We start from the raw sequence: 18,332 nt of genomic DNA on the forward strand, positions 1-18,332 counted from the left end.
ATTTTAGAAATATTAAGTTCTTTTACACCACGATTCGAGAAGCAATTTTTTACTTGTACCTTTGTGCTCTTTACTATTTTTTATATGCTGCAGAACTTCAAATCCAACAAAAAGTATTATCTCAGTACAATGGCATTAGCCGGACCAGTTGTTATTTCACAACTTGGTCATACGCTTGTACAAACTGCCGACACTATGATCGTGGGGCACTTTGCTGGTACTATTCCGTTAGCAGCTGTATCATTGGTACACTCAGTTTTTATGGTGGTTTTGATCATTGGAATTGGTATTGCTTATGGACTAACCCCTTTAATAGCTCAAGAAAATGGAAGGCATAATATTAAAGAATGTGCGAAACTACTTTCCAATAGTTTTTGGTTGAATATTGTCTCCGCCATTCTTCTCTTTCTCTTTGTGTTTTATGGTTCTATGTATGCTATGCAGCATGCTGATCAAGACCCTGAAGTCGTAGAAACGGCTAAACCTTATTTATTAATACTTAGCTTATCCATCTTGCCTCTCATGGTTTTCAATACTTTTAAGCAATTCGCAGAAGGCTTAGGGTTCACCAAACAGGCTATGAATATTACAATTTGGGGAAATGTGCTGAATGTTGTTATTGCGGTAATCTTGGTTAAGGGAATGTTTGGGATTGAACCTATGGGGGTTCGTGGTGTGGGTATTGCAACTTTGATAGATCGTATCTTAATGATGATCGTCATGGCATGGTACGTTTTAAGTTCCAAAAACTTTAAACTTTATATCGATCACTTCTCCATTAAATTCATTGATTTTTCCAGAGTTAAAAAGATTCTTAAAATTGGAGGTCCTGTCGCGATGCAATATGTGTTTGAAATTGGCGCATTTGCAGGAGCCGCATTGATTGCGGGAAAGATCGGAGCCGTTGAACAAGCTTCCCATCAAACTGCTATTACATTGGCTGCAATGACTTATATGATGGCCAGTGGAATTGCATCGGCTGCTACAATTAAAGTCGGGAATGCTTATGGAAATAAAAACTTCTTTAGGTTACAAAAATTTGCCACTGTATCCTATCACCTGGTTTTAGTATTTATGATTGTGTGTGCTATTATTTTTGCCTTGTTTAATCAATATTTGCCGTATATCATCACTAAAGATCAAGAAGTGGTTATGATGGCCTCTCAGTTATTGATCATTGCTGGTATGTTTCAATTATTCGATGGAACACAAGTGGTGGGATTAGGAACTTTAAGAGGAATGGGCGATGTAAATATCCCTACTTTCATTACCTTCTTTGCATATTGGATTATTGGACTTCCAGTTGCTTACTATTTAGGCATCGAAATGAAAATAGGAGTAAAAGGGATTTGGTATGGATTAACCCTTGGGTTGTTGACTTCTTCGATCCTACTCTATTTTAGATATCGGTATATGATTCAAAAGAAATTACCACGAAACCAAATCTTGGTAAATGGATAAAACAAAAACGGTCAAGAGTTTTCTTGACCGTTTTTGTTTTATTTTTTAGATAACTCGCTCAGAGTCCCAATTCTCTAAATAATCAGCTACTCGACGAATAAATTGTCCGCCTAGTGCGCCATCAATAACTCGATGGTCATAAGACATGGAAATATACATCATATGACGAACAGCGATGACATCTCCAAACTCAGTTTCCAATACTGCTGGCTTCTTTTTAATGGTCCCAACAGCCAGGATTGCCGCTTGCGGCTGATTAATAATTGGCATTCCAAAAATATTTCCAAATGCCCCTATATTAGTAAAGGTAAATGTACCTCCTTGGGTATCATCTGGCTTTAATTTGTTCCCTCTGGAACGCGTTGCCAAATCATTAACCGATCTTGAAATTCCTGTTAAACTTAATTGATCCACATTTTTTATTACCGGAACAATTAAGTTGCCGGATGGCAATGCTGTGGCCATTCCAATATTGATATTTTTCTTACGAATGATATTGTATCCATCTACAGAGACATTAATCATCGGAAAGTCCTTAATAGCTTTGGCAATTGCCTCGATAAACAAAGGGGTAAAAGTAATATTCTCTCCTTCGGATTTTTTATAGCCATCCTTAACCTTGTTTCTCCAATTCACCAAATTTGTAACATCAGCTTCAACAACTGAGAATACATGTGGTGATGTTTTTACACTATTAACCATATGATCAGCTATCAGCCTTCTCATGCGGTCCATCTCAATGATTTCCGAATCCCCTGTACTAGTCTTTACAACTTGCGCTGCTGGAGTTTTAACCTCTTGAACAAGGGGCTGGGATACTTCTTCTATTATCGGTTGACTAGGTTTTGGAATTTCAATTCCTTTATTTTTTTGAAGGTAGTTTAAAACATCTTTCTTAGTTACTCTTCCTTCACCACCAGTGCCTGGAATACTGTCCAATTCCTGTTGTGATATTCCTTCTTGTTGCGCGATATTTCTAACCAATGGAGAATAGAAACGAATGCCAGAATGGATTTCTTGATGATTTGATTCTACTTGAATAGGTTTTTCCTGGATTTGATCCATCCCCGGAATTTCAGCTTCTTCGATAACTGCTGTATCCTCAATTTTTCCATCCTGATCTTCAGCAGGAATTTCTTGTTCAACAACAGGTTCGACTTTTTCTTCTTGTTGGATAGTAGGTTTTTCTTGTTCCTCAACTTCAGGACCTTCAACCTCAATTAATGCAATTACATCCCCAACCTGAACTACTTGATTTTCCTCAAACAATCTTTCTTTTAGAACTCCAGATACTGGCGATGGAACTTCAGAATCGACCTTATCGGTAGCAAGTTCTACTACCGCATCATCTTCTTCAATTCGTTCCCCAACCTGCTTTACCCATTTGGTAAGCGTCGCTTCGGAAACACTCTCCCCCATTTTAGGTAACAAAAGTTTATATATAGCCATCTATTTTTATTTCGATTGTTAGATTACTAAGTTAAATATTAATACTTACTTGACAAGTGAACAAAATTAAATATTTTATCCTACATTGTAAACAAAATATCGTTCTGTTAATTCTTTGTTTCTTGTTGAAATAAGTTCCAGAGCATGAGTAATGCCTGAGCAGTAGTCCTTTCTATGTTGATTAAGCGGTCATGATGAAAATGAAACAGCTTAGTTTTTACATCATTTTTGCCTGCAATTGCAACCCAAACAGTACCTACTGGCTTTTCATCAGTTCCTCCATCTGGACCTGCAATACCACTGGTTGCTATAGCATAATCCGTATTTAATCTTTGTTGTACTCCTTTAGCCATTTGAACTACTGTTTCCTCACTAACGGCGCCATGCTGAATCAAGGTTTCCTTCTCAACACCTAGGATATGCTCTTTAACCTCATTTGCATAGGCCACAATTCCACCTTGGAACATTTTACTCGATCCAGGAATCTCAGTTATTAATCTGGCAATATTCCCCCCTGTACAGCTCTCAGCAGTGGACAGTGTTAATTGGGAATCTGAAAATGATTTCACGATAACCTCCTCAAAACTCACATCTTCAGTGGCAACAACTGCTCCTCCAATCCGCGAAACCAACTTTTCTTTCCACTGCTCTGCTTCAAATTCCAAGGAGTTCAAATCATTTCCTACCGCTGTCAACCGCAGCCTTACCAATCCAATCTTTGGAAGATAGGCTAAGTGAATATGGCTCGGAAACTGATCTTCAATATCTGCGATATGTTCTGCAAGATGGGATTCACCGATTCCTACTGTAAGGATATATTTATTTACCACCTTTTCTTCGGTTTTATAATCCTTCAGCTTTGGTAGCACTCGGAAGGTCATTAAATTCTTCATCTCAAATGGAACCCCTGGAAGAAAAACATAAACCTTTCCTTTGTCCTCAACCCACATGCCTGGCGCAGTTCCCCAATCGTTAAAAAGAACATCTGCATTGGCCAAAACTTCCGCTTGACCCTTGTTTATTTCAGGCATTGTCCGACCGAATTGGCGAAAGATCTGTTGCACATGACTCAACACCTCTGGATTATGGATCAGGGAAGTATTAAAAAACTTAGCCGCCGTGAATTTAGTTACATCATCCTTGGTAGGACCTAAACCGCCTGTACAGATAATAATATCTGCCCGACTTCCAGCATCAGCTAATGCCTTTAGAATATGACTTTCCTGATCAGTAATTGATGTTATTTGTTGAATTTGGATTTGCTGGGCAAAAAGCTCTTGGGCGATCCAAGCAGAATTGGTATCCACAATCTGTCCGAGCAAGATTTCATCACCAATGGTAATAATTTCAGCTTTCATAGATATAGTGTTTACATAACCGTTAATAGGTATAATGACTCTGTCTTTTGGTTAATTTTAAATCTTGTAATATTGATGCTTTAGCACGTATGGTAATATTATAACTCTTATATGTTCCAAATGGAACCCAACCTACTGACATATCCCAACAGTGTAAATCTCTATAGATACTGATTTGCGTCATGGAAGCTTCTTTCTGAACAAAGTCATACCCTGTATTAAATTGAACTTTCCACTTAGGAGTTACATTGAAATCTCCATGCAAGTTAACTGTACTGGTTAAACGTGTTTCCATGTCAAGCTTTTCTCGATTGAAAACACGAGTATAGTTCATACTAAAGGATCCTGCTAAATTCCATGGAATATTAAAATCCACGAAGGCATTTGGGTCGGTACTGATTCTTGCCAATGCTTGTGCTTGCTCTGGTGTCAAATTAGGCATAGCACTTCTTAAGGAGTCAATATTATCACTCCGGTTTTGATTTGCCTTCGGATTTAAACTGTAATCAAAGGATAAACCAAAATTGGTAAGCCTAGCTAATTTCCCGTCTTTAATAGCATAACGATCAATACGATTACCAGTATACTTATCGTAAGAATAGGGATCGAAGGTACCATTAAAGTTCACATTTATCTTTTTGTCAAATAATGCCGTTCTTCCTGAAAAACTAATTGGTGATAGTTTCAATGAATCCGCCGCAACGTTATAATTACCACTAAAGGTAAGCCCTTGGATGATTGGTATTTTCTTGACGCCTTTTCCTGTAGTATCCTTATCATCTCGAATCTTCGCTTCCAAGTTATTATCCACCGAGAAGCCAATACCAAAGGATTTACCTTCGGAAGGAGAACCATAAAGTGCATTTTCAAAAATAGAATACCTTTTATAAATCCCGTTTGCATCCGTGAAATCTCGATAAAAACCATATCGTGCATCTGAGAAATCCGGACGATAATTCACATTGATGGATGGTGTAATCGTGTGACGCATCTGCTCGATCTTACCAATCTTCTTCTGCATATTACCGTAAATCTTCGTCGATAAACCTGAAGATACCGAATAATCGTAGGCACGTTTAAAGCCTTGAACAGTATCCCTTACACTTTCAAATCCATAAGGACGGTTAACTAAGCGGTTTCTAACGGACTGAAGATACCAACGCTCTGTATAATTGAAGGATGTATTAAATTGAAAATACTTCATCACATTTAAACTCAAGCTGACAGGGATATTGTGTTGAACACCGTTGGTAAATTTATTCAATGAACCTTTTTGGAATAGCAAACTGTCTTTTGTAGCAATCCTATTTTGTCCTTGTAGGCTATACCCCACAGTGATTCTTTGATACCATTTTTGTTCCCCTATCCTATCCTTGGAATCAAATGGGTTAAAGGTAGCAACGTTTAAACTAATGGTTGGTAAGTCAATATTGATATCGCCATTGGTCAGGTTCTGATCATGTGACATATTCGCAGTGAAATTCACCTTGCCATCTGCGAAAACTTTTCCATAGGCAATCGATGAACGCATACTGTTATTTACCGCTTGCATTGGATTATAACCACTGGTGGTTGCCTGACTTCTATACGCATTCCGAGTACCAAAGTTTACTGAGGCTGAAAATGAAGTCCCAGGATTAGCCTCTTGGCGTTGGGAGTGATTCCAGGTAAATCTAAATTCCTTTGAACGACCAAAACTCTCTGTACCTTCAATACCTTGAACATAAGAACCATAATTCAAAGCAAAGTTACCGTTGAATTTATAGTTCACTAAATATTGTGTTCTTACATTCGCTTCCCAAGTTCCTTTGGAAAAAATTGAACCTCGAATTTCTGAATCCCAATAATCATTAAATGTCAAATACCATCCAAGATCTCGCATTGCAAATCCTCTAGAGGCATCTTCTCCAAAGGAAGGAAATAAGAAACCTGAACTTTTCTTATCCTGTTTTGGAAAAAATCCAAAAGGAATTGCTAGAAACTTGATGGGAATATTTTGAACGACAAGATAAGATGGTCCTGCGATAATTTGCTTTTGAGTGATTACTCCTTTGGTAATTTGAATCCCAAAGTGGGTATGAGGATATGGAAGATTACAGGTTGAATACAGCCCTTTATAAAGGGACATCTCATCATAAATATTCTTTCGAACTTCCCGCGCCTGGATATACCCACCATCAACTTCCGTCATGACCCCAAAGGTTTTTGGAACCTGAGTCTTATAATTATATAATAAGGAATCGACTGCTATGGGGGATTCCCCAGGCATGATTACGACGGGTCGACCTACGTATTTGCCATTATGATCAATCACACCGGAAGCAAATAATACATTGGTATTTCGGTCTAAGCGAATATAATCTGCAGCTAATTCAAAACCTTCATATTTCACCTTGGCCCCTTTGAATAGGTGCAAAATATTCTTACTCACCTGATTCCATGATGAATCATTCGCTGTAATGGTTACTACAGTCTCTAATCCACCCTGATCCTTCATATGAACAGTATCCTGTCCGTTTACATCCTTGAAATTATTCTTACTGGTATCTGTTGGAATAGTATCCCGCTGTAGGGTGTCTATTGTAACATTTTGATTGCGTGAATTAGTCTCCACCTGTGCCTGAAGCACAGACATCCCAATAAAAAAAAACAGAAAGGAAAGGAAAAAACAACTTAAGGCCTTCAAAATGAAATATGAATGTTATTTTTGTGCTAATTTTAAACTCTTGTTGGCAAAAATAGTCAAAAAACAATAACAAAGATTAGGTTTTTCATAAAGTTAATCATATTTAACAGTTTACTTTAACTATGCTATTGACGGGACTAAAATAATAACGTTAACTATGAATTTCAATAAATCCATAAAAAATTCTATTTCATTAGTAGCTATATTCCTACCCTTGTTTTTCTTAAGCGGTATGGTTCAATCTACTGAAAAGAAAAATCAAGAAACGGAACCCTCTCAACAAACCCAAAAGAATAAAACATTTAAGTTGGTCGTTATAGATCCTGGACATGGTGGAAACCTGCCTGGAGCAAGGGGAAGAATATCGGTTGAAAAAGATATTACCCTTCAAGTCGGAAAACGATTGAAAGAAGCAATTGAAAAAGAGATGCCTGGTGTAAAAGCCTTACTGACCCGCGAAACGGATGTCGATGTTCCTTTTCATGAAAGGACAGCTCTTGCAAATAAAAACCATGCTGATTTATTTATATCTATCCACTGTAACTCTGCTGATGTAGACCGTCGGGTGAAAGGAAAGAATGGACGATATGTAACCCAAACCGTGAGAAATCCTGGCGTTAGTGGTACTGAAACATTCGTATGTGGTTTCAATCGTTTACAAAGAGGTGAATCGGAAGTCGCTGTTCGTGAAAATGCCGATATTTTATTTGAAGAAAATTATCAAGAGAATTATGGCGGTTTCGACCCTAATGACCCCTCTACTTATATTATTTTCTCCTTGATGAAAAGAACTTATCGCGATAAAAGCATTCGATTTGCAACTTATATTCAAGATGAGTATGTAAAAAAAGGTCGTCAAAACAGAGGGGTTCAGGAACTTTCACTTGCCGTGTTAGCATCTGCTGCAATGCCTGCGGTATTAACTGAAATCGGATTTATCTCTAATCCTGATGAGGAAAAATTCATGGTTTCAGATGAAGGACAAAACCAGATTGTGGGTAACCTTGTGGATGCCATAAAATCGTATAAAGCGAATTCCGGCTTACAATAGGAATAGAATTTGTTAGGATAATTGAAACGAAAAGAGAAATTGAAGAATTTGATTAAAAGTAAAACGATTTTTGGGAGGATTGGACTGGTATTGACTTGCGTATCAGTAGTAGTTTTAGCAAGTTTCAAGCCTGTAGATTTACAGAATGATCAAGGTGGGAGTCCTAGAAAATTAAAAACTATCGTCTTAGACCCTGGACATGGTGGACATGACTCCGGAGCCGTTGGTCGGCAATCAAAAGAAAAAGATATCGCATTACAAGTGGCGTTGAAGCTGGGTAAGAAAATCGAAAAGGAATTCCCAGGGATTAAAGTTGTTTATACCAGAAAAACAGATGTTTATCCTAAGCTTTATGAGCGTCCTGCTCTAGCCAATAAGCATCATGCTGACTTATTTATCTCTATTCACTGTAATTCTGGTGGTGCCACGAGTAGAAGAGTAAAAAACAGTAGAGGACGTTATGTTACGCAGCGTGTCTTGAATACTTCTGCTAAAGGTACTGAAACCCTAGTATTGGGTTTTAGCCGTACGGGTGACCAAGATGTCGCAATTCGTGAAAACGCATCAATCCTAATGGAGGAAAACTATAAGGAGAACTATGGTGGTTTTGATCCTAAGGATCCTTCAACCTATATCGTATTCTCTTTGATGAAAAGAAAATTTAGAGAGCAAAGTATCCGACTTGCTTCCTATATGCAAGATCAGTTTGCTGGTTCTAGTCGTACTGACCGTGGAGTGAAAGAACAATCTTTGGCAGTACTTGCAACAGCAGGGATGCCAGCAGTATTAACAGAAATTGGATTTATTTCCAATCCTGACGAAGAAAGATTCATGATGTCATCGGCTGGTCAGGAATCAATTGTCACCGATTTATTTAATGCTATAAATACCTACAGAAAAAGCATAGAAAAATAAAATTTTATTAAATTGGCGCTAAGAACAAAGTAAAAATACTTAAATCGGGAAATTTTGAAGATATCTAATGAAACTAAGGTCGGGGCACTAACAAGTATTGCTATTGCCATTTTATTTATTGGTTACAGTTTCCTCAAAGGGAACAACGTTTTCAGCAGCGAAAATACTTTTTATACCGAATACGACAATGTTGATGGTCTTGCCGTATCCAAGCCTGTTCTTGTCAGTGGATTTCAAATTGGCCGTGTATCCAAACTAACGTTACAACCTAACGGTAAAATAAGAACCGAATTCAAAATCAAAAATGATTATGATATCCCCTCAAATACGGTAGCCCGAATTGTAAGTGCTGACCTCTTGGGAAGTAAAGCTATCGTTTTTGAATTAGGAAACAGCACCACCATGGCCAGAAATGGTGACCCCCTCCTATCAGATGTTCAAGCAAACCTGATGGAGAAAGTCGAACCCCTCCAAAAGAAAATAGAAAATTTAGTTGTAAAACTAGATTCAGTTCTTTCTGGTGTAAACAGCGTATTGGATGATAACTTCCAACGTGATTTCAAAAGCTCCGTTCATAGTATTTCTGTATCCTTGAAAAACCTTGAAAAAATTACAGGTGATGTAGATGGTTTGATGGGTGCTGAGAAAAATCGCTTGAGTAATATCCTTTCCAATATGGAATCTATCACCATGAACTTCAAAAACAATAATGCGAAGATCAATTCCATCTTGAATAACTTGGATACTCTTTCTGATGACCTGTCAAAAACTGAAATCAAAGCAACGGTTGACAACGCCAATAAAGCAATGAAAGATGTCCTTGAAATCACCAATAAAATAAATACTGGAGATGGTTCATTGAGCCAATTGATACATGATGAAAAATTATATAATAATTTAACTAATGCATCTGAAAACTTAGATCAATTGGTGAAAGATCTTAAAGAAAACCCAGGTAAATACCTTAAAATCTCCATATTTGGCAAAAAAGACACCAAATAAAAAATATTTAGACAAAATATTAAAGGCTCCAATATGTGTGAAGTGAACCCCAAAAGTTATACAAAAACTTTTGGGGTTCATTATTTATGTCAAATCACACCTTTGAGGAGAAACTAGAAATCGTTTCTCAAGTGGAAAGCGGGAAGTCGATACTGCGCATATCCCGCGAACTCCGTATCAGCAAAGTCATGATATTGGAATGGGTTCGGAAGTATAATCTTTATGGTGAAAGAGGGCTACTCAAGCAGCCTAATGTCCCAGCCACGGCTGATTTCAAAGAAGAAATTGTAAGGACTATTCTAGAAAAAGAAGTACCTTAAGTACAGGTTGTTCTACAGTATGGAGTAAGCAAGAGTGCTTTAGAGAGCTGGGTGAAATTGGTACGGGTCCATGGGTATGCTGTATTACATCAACAAAAAAATCGTGGAGGACCGCCTAAAGATATGAGTAAATCAAAGAAGCATGAGCCTGAAACAGAACTAGAGAAGCTCCAGGCGGAGAACACTCGTTTACGAGCCGAGATTGCATTATAAAAAAAAGTCACGGCCTTAGTCAAGGAAAGAGAAGCCCGCGAACGCATGAATGGGCAAAAGCCATCGAAGAACTAAGGTCTGAACATGATATTTCAATTCTATTGGATTGTAAACAGATGGCTCGTTAGGTATTTTATTATCATCTCAAACGCCTGAATAGTAGAGATAAATACAAGAAAGAAAAGGAAGAGGTCATACGCATATATCACCTGCACAAAGGTAGATATGGATATCGACGGGTAACAGCCGACATGAAGAACTTGGATTATCATATAAACCATAAGACTGTTCAAAGACTAATGGGAACATTGGACCTGAAATGTAAAATCAGGAAAGTCCGCTATCGCTCATACAAAGGGGAAGTTGGTAAAATTGCTCCCAATATACAGGAAAGGAATTTCAAGGCAAGTTCGCCCAATCAGAAATGGGCTACAGATGTTACTGAGGTAAACATCAAAGGCCAGAAGATCTACCTATCTCCGATACTTGACATGTTCAATGGAGAAGTAATCTCCTATAGTATCTCAAAAAGCCCGAACATGATGATGATAGAAGAGATGTTAAATAAGGCTTTTGATAAAACTAAAGATACAAAGGGGCTTATTTTTCACTCTGATCAAGGCTGGCAATATCAGCATTATGGATACCGAAAGGCTTTAGAAAAACAAGGTATTATACAGAGCATGTCCAGAAAAGGGAATTGTTTAGATAATGCCGTGGCCGAAAACTTTTTTGCAATCTTAAAGACAGAATTACTATACTCACAAAGCCTTGAGACAGCCGACGAGTTTATCTAATCAGTAAAAGAATACTTCTACTATTACAACAATAAAAGAATAAAAAACAGATTAAATGGAAAGAGCCCGGTGGAATACCGAGCTCTGCTAGAAAAAACTTAATTTTGTTAATCCGTCCAACTTTTTGGGGTCATGTCAATCTTTTGGGTCCAGTATTACTTCCTGGAGAACATGTTTTAATAATTTCACATCCTGACCATATATACTATTATCTAAGCGAAGGCATTGTCAATAAAAATAGCCTGATGTTAAATCCTAGAATGCCCGGAATACGCCAATACAGAATGACTGTAAGTGCGGATTATGCGGTTGGATCAAGTGGCGCCCCTATCCTTTCCCAAAATGGAAATCTTGCTGGTGTCGTATCATCAACCCAAACCATTCCTTCTTCTGGAAATGCAGATAATAAACAACAAATGGTCATGAAAAATGCTATTTCCGTACGTCCTTTGCAACAATTAATCCAATAACTTATGAGACAGATCATTCTTCTTTTATGCTTACTCCCTACTCTATTATGTGCCCAAGAAAAAGGAATTTCATTTAATAATAACCTCAATTGGCAAGAAGTTAAAGCCAAAGCTAAGGCTGAAAACAAATACATCATGATCGATTGCTATACCTCTTGGTGTGTTCCTTGTAAAATTATGGAACAACAGGTATTTACAGACAGCAAGATTGGTGAATATAGCAACCAACATTTTGTAACAGTTCAGGTTCAATTTGATGATGATCCTAAAGCAAATAAAATCAAAAAAGATTGGATGAACTTAAGTAAGGAATTCGCCAAAAAATATGAGGTAGATGGTTATCCTTGCTATTTATTCTTTAGCCCTCAAGGCGAAATTGTTCACAAAGCTTATGGTAAAAGAGATATCCCAAATTTTCTAAACCTGTTGAAGAAAATTCAGGATCCAGACTCTCAATATTATACGTTGAGAGAACGATATAAGGAGAATAAAATTGATGTCCAGGTCCTTAAATTATTATTGAACGCTTCCATGGAAGCTGAGCCTGAAGATAAACAAGAACTTATTCAAGCTTATTTGGCAATGAACCCAGATGTACAATCTAATGCCGAAGCAAAAGTTATCATGGATGTAACGCGTTCTTCGAAAGATTCTGGATTTCCAATCTTGTTAAACCAAGCTAAAAAAATAAATAATCTTTTAGGAGAAGTAGTGGCCGAGGATCTATACCGAGGAATAATAAATTTTGAAGATGCCGAAAACAAGCTCGGCCGCAAATCTCCAATGGGATATTATATCCTGAATAATAAACAAGACTGGTCTGTCTTTGAAGACTCTTTGGCAACCAAATACCCCGAACATAAAACCGAAATCCTCGACTTCATCAAGTTGAACTTCTATAAAAATGGTTTCCTGATGGAAGATTATATCCCAGCATTGAAAAATTACATCAAAAAATATGATGGAACCATCAGTAACAAAATGAAAATGGAATATGTGGGTGTACTAGCTAAAAACTTCACAGACATCGATTTTATCAAAAACATGCTGAATTGGTCAAAAGATGCTTTTGAGCAAACCGACAATCCGCAACACCTCTATAATTATGCCCTCCTAACTTATAAAATCGGGGAGCATGATAAAGGGATTGAAATAATCAAAAAAGCAATTGAATCTGCAGATGAAGGTCAATTATTCAATTTCAATGAAAAATTGGACCTGATGAAGAAAGGTGACGATATTCTTTAAATGTTGTTTATTAAGTAAAGAATGTAAAACAAGATATAAGACCCAAAATAAAATCTTGTTCCTATACATTCAAAAAGCCGATTCAATTGAATCGGCTTCTTTATTTTTTTAGTTTTTTATTATTTATTCAAGGTTTCATTTAACCATCCGAAAAATTCTCGTTGCCACACTTGTGCGTTATGGCCCGAAAGAACCCAATGGTTCTCGTCTGGTAAATAAACTAGCCTACTTTTAACCCCTCTAATTTGAGCAGCTTGGAAGGCCTCTAAACCTTGTCCTATCGGAACTCTATAATCTTTCCCTCCTTGAAATATCAAAATAGGAGTATCCCATTTCTCAACTAAAGTACTCGGATTGAATTGAGTATAGGTCTTTTCATTCGCTTTATCCCAATAAGGTCCACCCAATTCATAGTTTGCAAAAAACAACTCTTCTGTAGTTCCATACCAAGACTTCATATCAAATAAGCCACAATGGGAGATAAATGATTTAAACCTTCCTTCATGTACTCCTGCTAATTGAAATACAGAATATCCTCCATAACTTGCTCCAACAGCTCCAATCTTTTCTTTATCAACATAAGATTCCTTGGAAAGATCATCAATCGCCGATAGATAATCGTTGATCGCTTGGCCTCCCCAATCCTTAGAGATTTGCTCATTCCACTTTACGCCCCATCCTGGCATACCACGTCGGTTTGGTGCAATGACTATATAGCCTTGCGATGCCAATAATTGAAAGTTCCAACGGAAGGAATACGATTGAGTAACTGCTCCTTGTGGACCTCCTTGACAAAACAAAAGGGTTGGATACTTTTTGCTTGGATCAAAATTAGGGGGATAAATAACCCATGAAAATAAATCCTCACCGTCGGTAGCTTTCGTTACTCTACTTTCTACTTTGGTATCAGCGACCTTACTGTACAATTGATCATTCACAGTCGTTATCGGATTTAATTTTTTGGACTTAAATGCATAATGATAAACCTCATTTGCACGAGTCATTTTAGATAAAGTAACAACCAATCCATCCTTAGTTTCACCTACAATCCCATTGATATCGAATTCACCATTTGATATCTTATTGATGATTGGCAATGCTCTATTTTTAAGATTACTAGGAATAAGCAATTCAAAAATCTGAACTGTACCTTCAGTAGGTGCTAAAAAGTAAATTTTCTTATTATCCTTGCTCCAAGTATAGGAATTGATTGTACCATCCCAATGAGCAGTCATATTCAATTTGATTCCAGTTGATGGTTCGCTGATATAGATATCGTTTTTATCCGATTCATAGCCTTCAGTTTTCATACTCATCCAGCTCATCAATTTTCCATCCGGACTGAAATTCGGGTTATTGTCATACCCATTCATTCCTTCAGTAAGATTACTGGTTTGACCCGAAGCTAATTCATATCGGTAAATATCCGTATTGGTACTCTGAGCATACTCTGTCCCAAATTTCTTCTTACATACATATAGAACAGCCTTGCTATCTGGCGTCCATGCAAAGTCCTCAGCCCCACCAAATGGCATCGTAGGAGAATAAAATGGCTCAGCACCCAACAGGTCTTTAGCCTCTCCTATTTTCCCATTCTCATAACTGGCAACAAATGGATGATTGAATTTGCCATCATTCCAGGTATCCCAATGTCTATAATCCAAATTATCGTAGATATATACATTTGATTTAGGTAAATCCTTATATTTATCAGTGCTATGGTAATCTTTCACCAAGACTTGCTTGCTAAACAGAATGTGTTTCCCATCAGGTGAAATTTTTACATTTTCTAAACCACCTTCATAATTCGTTAACTGTACAGAGTTTCCATCTTTTAGGTTTTTCTTCCAGATTTGTCCACTGAACATATACAGCACATCATCTCCCTCAACCTTTAAAACAGATTCTCCACCAGCTTCGGAAGTGAATTGTTTGGCAACTCCTCCTTTTACAGGAATAACAAAAAGGTTCTTCTCCGATTTGTTTGCGTCGAATTCATAATTCGATACTCCGTAAATTAATTGAGTTCCATCTGCTGATAGCCCTTCTCCACTTACTCTACCCAATTCCCAAAGCATTTTAGGACTCAAAGGTTCCACATTTCCCGAACGTCTAACTCGATTCTCTACTTTTGGTCGCTCCACCTTTTGGGGAACTTCTTTTCCTTCTTGTGCAATAACCATATTAATGATCAATAAGAGTGCTCCAATCCATGATATCTTATGCATATTAAAAACGATTTGCCCGCCAATTTACTAAAGTTGACAGGCAAATCGAAATCAATACCTAATTTCCACGACTGACTTTCCAAAATAATAGCCAGATGCTGGTGAGATACATTCTTATTGATGTTCTATTTAACCTTATCATTGCTTTTCAAATTGATACCAGTTAATTTTTGTTGAGATTTTCATTAATACCGCCAAGATGATGAATAAACCAATGGTTCCTACAATTAACGAATAGTCGCGAAGTTGAAGCAGTACGAAAATAAAACTATAGAATAGGGCTAATATGGCTGCAAAATTCAAGGCTGATTTCAAATCCTTGGTAATTGCTTTAATAAACGATGAAATCAAGACAATTGTTGCGATAGCTGCAATTAAATATGCAAAATTAAATCCAATATGCTCCGAAATTGCCAATAATAACGCATAGAATAGAACCATAGCAAAACCTATTAATACATATTGAATGATGTGTACTCGTTGTTTTTTGATAATCTCCATGAAAACAAGTGATACAAAGGTCAACGCGATCACCAAAGCGCCATACTTAGTCACTCGGGTTGTTTTCTGATAGTTATCAACCTGTGGTAAGAAATTTACCTGAACCATATCATAATCGGTGGAGGTCAGCTGATTGCCAGTGCCGGCAACCCTTGGCTCTGGCATACCTGGACCAACATAATCCCTAGGATGCGCATCTTCACCCGATAGATCGATCCCTTGATATGTATAAATACTATAAGGTTCTCCTGTCCATTGTTGAGCTTGTTTCCTGCTAAAGTCTGGAATATTCCAACTTGCCTTGAATGTGGAATTTACCTCGCGCTCATCTGGTAAAAAATTACCATTAAAACTTGGGTTAGCCCAATTACCTGAGGCATTGATCTTGGTGTTTTTTGCCAATGGTAAGAAGTTCAAAGATTTAGAACCTTTTAGATCAAAATTTATTTCAAATGGCTTGTTCAAGGATTCATTCCCTTCCAATGGGATGTCAACTGTTAAATTTTGGGGGAATAAATCAATTTCTAAATCATACTTCCCCATTTCAATGCTCTTCCCATCCCATTTAAAGGTTGGACTCGCGGATAATCCTTTTAAGTCCTGTATCCCAAAAATCAATTTAGCCTGATTCCATTTCAATTCATTAGGTTCAACTTTTAACTTACTTAAATCAAATGACCTAAAGTTCCCTTTTATATTAATCTTGGAATTATAAACAATAGCTTGATAAATTCCTCGCTTTAATGGTTGGGGCTCAACTGTCGCAGAAATCTGTGCTTGGTCTGCCATTAAGAATGCATATTCTGTGACAACAGTCGTCACTAAGGTACTAACACCCGAACCATCATCGTTACTTTTCATCCGCTCTCTAACGACTTCATACGGTACAGCAATGATGGGACTTGCTACAACTTGATCCATCCCCCATTTTCTCGCTATCTCTGTAGAAACACTCTCCTCTCTCGTATTACGCTCCGAAATCAAATCCCCAATTAATCCCAAAGGAATCAATAGGATCAACATTAAAAAGAAAATGATAAAGATCTTGACAATTAGGGATGACCCAACTTTTTCCATAAAGGTCTTTTGAGAACTGTTCTCCTTGCCTTCGTTAATTGAATTATTTTCCATGTTTAATAGTGTTTACTTGTAGTTTTTGTTATTTTTTTATCTAATGATTGTTGATTTAATTTATTTATCCATAAAGTACTTTGTGTTTCAAAGTGGAGGCGCAAAAAAAATATTATTTATACTGTTGCTTGATTAAACTTTCCAAGGCAATGATATGATTTTCAAATGCTTTAGCGCCTACATCTGTTTTACTATAACTTGTATTCGGTTTTCGATCTATAAAGGTCTTCGTGACCAAAATATAGCCCTCCTTTTCAAGATTCTTTAAATTTGAGGCTAGATTACCATCTGTAACTTCCAACAATTCCTTCAATGAATTGAAATCATAGGACTCGTTGGCCATCAAGATACTCATGATCTGAAGCCTTACCCGATTTTCAAAAACCTTATCATATAATGTTAAATCCAAACTCACTTTCTTTCGTACTTTTTATGGACAATTAACCCGTAAATGATATGTAGTACGCCAAAGCCTAATGCCCAAAAAACAACGCCATATCCAGGGAAGGCCAAAGCTAACAAGCCTAATACAATTTCCAAAATCCCAAGTACCCTTACTTCTCGAAAGGTAAAAACACTCGCTGCCGCTAATGACAATCCATAAAAAATCAGTAAGGTAGAGGCGATTAATCCAAAAATTCCCTTGCTAAGTAATATAATGGAAAATAATCCTCCAGTAACCAACGGAATAGCCATTGCCTTTAATAAGGCTTTGCTTGTTGGATTCCAGATACTTTGCCCTGATTTCTTAGCCTTGGACTTAGCCATGCTCACTCCTACCGCAATTGAAATAAACAAAACCAAAAATGCAATGATGATTAATTTCCATAATATGGCCTCATCCAGAACGTAGTAATCACGGTAGCCAAATTCACTCTTAGTCCCATATACGACAAAATAAGCGGCAACTGAACCCAATAAGGCTAAACAACCTATCAAAACTCCCGATAGTCCACTAATAGACATAAACTTCGATGATTTCTCCATCATCGAACGGATTTGACCTATTTCCTTTAAGATATCTTTCTGCTCCATAAAAGTACTTTGTGTTTCAAAGTAAAGAAGAAAAAAGTATCCAAACAAATATTTTTTTTATTTTTTTTCTCCTCAATGGTCCTTATTCTAACCTAATTATTCTCCAAATACCCTCCATCCCCGATAATAACCAAATTAATAAGTACATTTTTACACGTTGTAGTAATAATTCTTTCCTGAAAAATAAACCTAACCCAGCTCAAAATCCTTCCATTTTGAACAATATCAGCCCCAAATCCCCATTTAAAGTCCCCTCAATTCGCTTATTTAAAAAATTAGGCAGTTAAAAAACAAACAGTTACATAAAAAGTATTAAAAATTAAAAGAAAACACTTGACATATATAGGTTTGGTTTCTATCTTTGTGGCTCAATAAAATCCTAACTGCGGAAGTGGCGTAATTGGTAGCCGCACCAGACTTAGGATCTGGCGCCGCGAGGCGTGGGGGTTCGAGTCCCTTCTTCCGCA

The 18,332-nt window shown here is 37.1% G+C and carries 14 protein-coding genes, 1 tRNA gene and 2 pseudogenes; 10 read left to right on the forward strand and 7 right to left on the reverse strand.

From position 1 onward, the window contains the following. Window positions 1-84 precede the first annotated feature (84 nt). A complete protein-coding gene (locus ACF3OC_RS15130; RefSeq protein ID WP_094256212.1) occupies window positions 85-1,461 on the forward strand; it encodes an MATE family efflux transporter in 1,377 nt (458 codons plus the stop codon). 45 nt (window positions 1,462-1,506) lie between these two features. On the opposite strand, the gene ACF3OC_RS15135 is transcribed toward ACF3OC_RS15130, so the two are convergent. The 3 genes from ACF3OC_RS15135 to ACF3OC_RS15145 form a co-directional block, all read right to left on the reverse strand. After that, the gene (locus ACF3OC_RS15135) at window positions 1,507-2,910 is read right to left on the reverse strand and encodes a dihydrolipoamide acetyltransferase family protein (protein ID WP_094256213.1); all 1,404 of its coding nucleotides are present in this window, start codon (window positions 2,908-2,910) and stop codon (window positions 1,507-1,509) included. A 107-nt stretch (window positions 2,911-3,017) separates the two neighbouring features. After that, window positions 3,018-4,268, reverse strand: a complete 1,251-nt coding sequence (locus ACF3OC_RS15140) for a competence/damage-inducible protein A (RefSeq protein ID WP_094256214.1) — start codon at window positions 4,266-4,268, stop codon at window positions 3,018-3,020. A gap of 22 nt (window positions 4,269-4,290) precedes the next feature. Next, complete coding sequence (locus tag ACF3OC_RS15145) at window positions 4,291-6,903, reverse strand: putative LPS assembly protein LptD (protein WP_392469701.1); 2,613 nt, start codon at window positions 6,901-6,903, stop codon at window positions 4,291-4,293. A gap of 208 nt (window positions 6,904-7,111) precedes the next feature. Here ACF3OC_RS15145 and ACF3OC_RS15150 point away from each other — a divergent pair, with 208 nt between their 5' ends. From ACF3OC_RS15150 to ACF3OC_RS15185, 8 genes and pseudogenes are all read left to right on the forward strand, one after another. Then, window positions 7,112-8,005, forward strand: coding sequence for an N-acetylmuramoyl-L-alanine amidase (locus tag ACF3OC_RS15150; RefSeq protein ID WP_094256216.1), 894 nt, complete (start codon window positions 7,112-7,114; stop codon window positions 8,003-8,005). Between the two features lie 48 nt (window positions 8,006-8,053). Beyond that, window positions 8,054-8,920: an N-acetylmuramoyl-L-alanine amidase gene (locus ACF3OC_RS15155; RefSeq protein WP_233449862.1), complete on the forward strand. Its 867-nt coding sequence runs from the start codon at window positions 8,054-8,056 to the stop codon at window positions 8,918-8,920. A gap of 54 nt (window positions 8,921-8,974) precedes the next feature. Next, entirely contained in the window at window positions 8,975-9,922 is a 948-nt protein-coding gene (locus ACF3OC_RS15160; protein WP_094256217.1) for an MlaD family protein, read from the forward strand. Window positions 9,923-10,008: 86 nt separating this feature from the next. Further along, the gene (locus ACF3OC_RS15165) at window positions 10,009-10,242 is read left to right on the forward strand and encodes a helix-turn-helix domain-containing protein (protein ID WP_094279877.1); all 234 of its coding nucleotides are present in this window, start codon (window positions 10,009-10,011) and stop codon (window positions 10,240-10,242) included. 356 nt (window positions 10,243-10,598) lie between these two features. Next, window positions 10,599-11,252 (forward strand): annotated as a pseudogene (locus tag ACF3OC_RS15170) (IS3 family transposase); the annotation flags it as partial. A gap of 15 nt (window positions 11,253-11,267) precedes the next feature. Next, window positions 11,268-11,354 (forward strand): annotated as a pseudogene (locus tag ACF3OC_RS15175) (IS3 family transposase); the annotation flags it as partial. A 143-nt stretch (window positions 11,355-11,497) separates the two neighbouring features. Then, window positions 11,498-11,722: a hypothetical protein gene (locus ACF3OC_RS15180; protein ID WP_392469705.1), complete on the forward strand. Its 225-nt coding sequence runs from the start codon at window positions 11,498-11,500 to the stop codon at window positions 11,720-11,722. 3 nt (window positions 11,723-11,725) lie between these two features. Then, window positions 11,726-12,970 (forward strand): DUF255 domain-containing protein, encoded by a 1,245-nt coding sequence (locus tag ACF3OC_RS15185; RefSeq protein WP_094279876.1) that lies wholly within the window; start codon window positions 11,726-11,728, stop codon window positions 12,968-12,970. Window positions 12,971-13,089: 119 nt separating this feature from the next. On the opposite strand, the gene ACF3OC_RS15190 is transcribed toward ACF3OC_RS15185, so the two are convergent. The 4 genes from ACF3OC_RS15190 to ACF3OC_RS15205 form a co-directional block, all read right to left on the reverse strand. After that, window positions 13,090-15,198: an alpha/beta fold hydrolase gene (locus tag ACF3OC_RS15190; protein ID WP_392469707.1), complete on the reverse strand. Its 2,109-nt coding sequence runs from the start codon at window positions 15,196-15,198 to the stop codon at window positions 13,090-13,092. 138 nt (window positions 15,199-15,336) lie between these two features. Next, the gene (gene creD, locus ACF3OC_RS15195; RefSeq protein WP_094256222.1) at window positions 15,337-16,830 is read right to left on the reverse strand and encodes a cell envelope integrity protein CreD; all 1,494 of its coding nucleotides are present in this window, start codon (window positions 16,828-16,830) and stop codon (window positions 15,337-15,339) included. Between the two features lie 112 nt (window positions 16,831-16,942). After that, window positions 16,943-17,239, reverse strand: a complete 297-nt coding sequence (locus tag ACF3OC_RS15200) for a transcriptional regulator (RefSeq protein WP_262890314.1) — start codon at window positions 17,237-17,239, stop codon at window positions 16,943-16,945. Window positions 17,240-17,241: 2 nt separating this feature from the next. After that, window positions 17,242-17,865 (reverse strand): hypothetical protein, encoded by a 624-nt coding sequence (locus ACF3OC_RS15205; RefSeq protein WP_094279873.1) that lies wholly within the window; start codon window positions 17,863-17,865, stop codon window positions 17,242-17,244. 385 nt (window positions 17,866-18,250) lie between these two features. On the opposite strand from ACF3OC_RS15205, the gene ACF3OC_RS15210 reads away from it, so the two are divergent. Next, window positions 18,251-18,332 (forward strand) — tRNA-Leu (locus ACF3OC_RS15210).

The organism is Sphingobacterium cellulitidis, from assembly GCF_043187465.1.
Classification (GTDB): Bacteria; Bacteroidota; Bacteroidia; order Sphingobacteriales; family Sphingobacteriaceae; genus Sphingobacterium; species Sphingobacterium cellulitidis.

Coding starts and splice junctions, on each gene's coding strand:
- ACF3OC_RS15130 (WP_094256212.1), top strand. CDS start 85: ATGCTGCAGAACTTCAAATCCAACAAAAAGTATTATCTCAGTACAATG.
- ACF3OC_RS15135 (WP_094256213.1), bottom strand. CDS start 2,910: ATGGCTATATATAAACTTTTGTTACCTAAAATGGGGGAGAGTGTTTCC.
- ACF3OC_RS15140 (WP_094256214.1), bottom strand. CDS start 4,268: ATGAAAGCTGAAATTATTACCATTGGTGATGAAATCTTGCTCGGACAG.
- ACF3OC_RS15145 (WP_392469701.1), bottom strand. CDS start 6,903: ATGTCTGTGCTTCAGGCACAGGTGGAGACTAATTCACGCAATCAAAAT.
- ACF3OC_RS15150 (WP_094256216.1), top strand. CDS start 7,112: ATGAATTTCAATAAATCCATAAAAAATTCTATTTCATTAGTAGCTATA.
- ACF3OC_RS15165 (WP_094279877.1), top strand. CDS start 10,009: ATGTCAAATCACACCTTTGAGGAGAAACTAGAAATCGTTTCTCAAGTG.
- ACF3OC_RS15180 (WP_392469705.1), top strand. CDS start 11,498: ATGTTAAATCCTAGAATGCCCGGAATACGCCAATACAGAATGACTGTA.
- ACF3OC_RS15185 (WP_094279876.1), top strand. CDS start 11,726: ATGAGACAGATCATTCTTCTTTTATGCTTACTCCCTACTCTATTATGT.
- ACF3OC_RS15190 (WP_392469707.1), bottom strand. CDS start 15,198: ATGCATAAGATATCATGGATTGGAGCACTCTTATTGATCATTAATATG.
- creD (WP_094256222.1), bottom strand. CDS start 16,830: ATGGAAAATAATTCAATTAACGAAGGCAAGGAGAACAGTTCTCAAAAG.
- ACF3OC_RS15205 (WP_094279873.1), bottom strand. CDS start 17,865: ATGGAGCAGAAAGATATCTTAAAGGAAATAGGTCAAATCCGTTCGATG.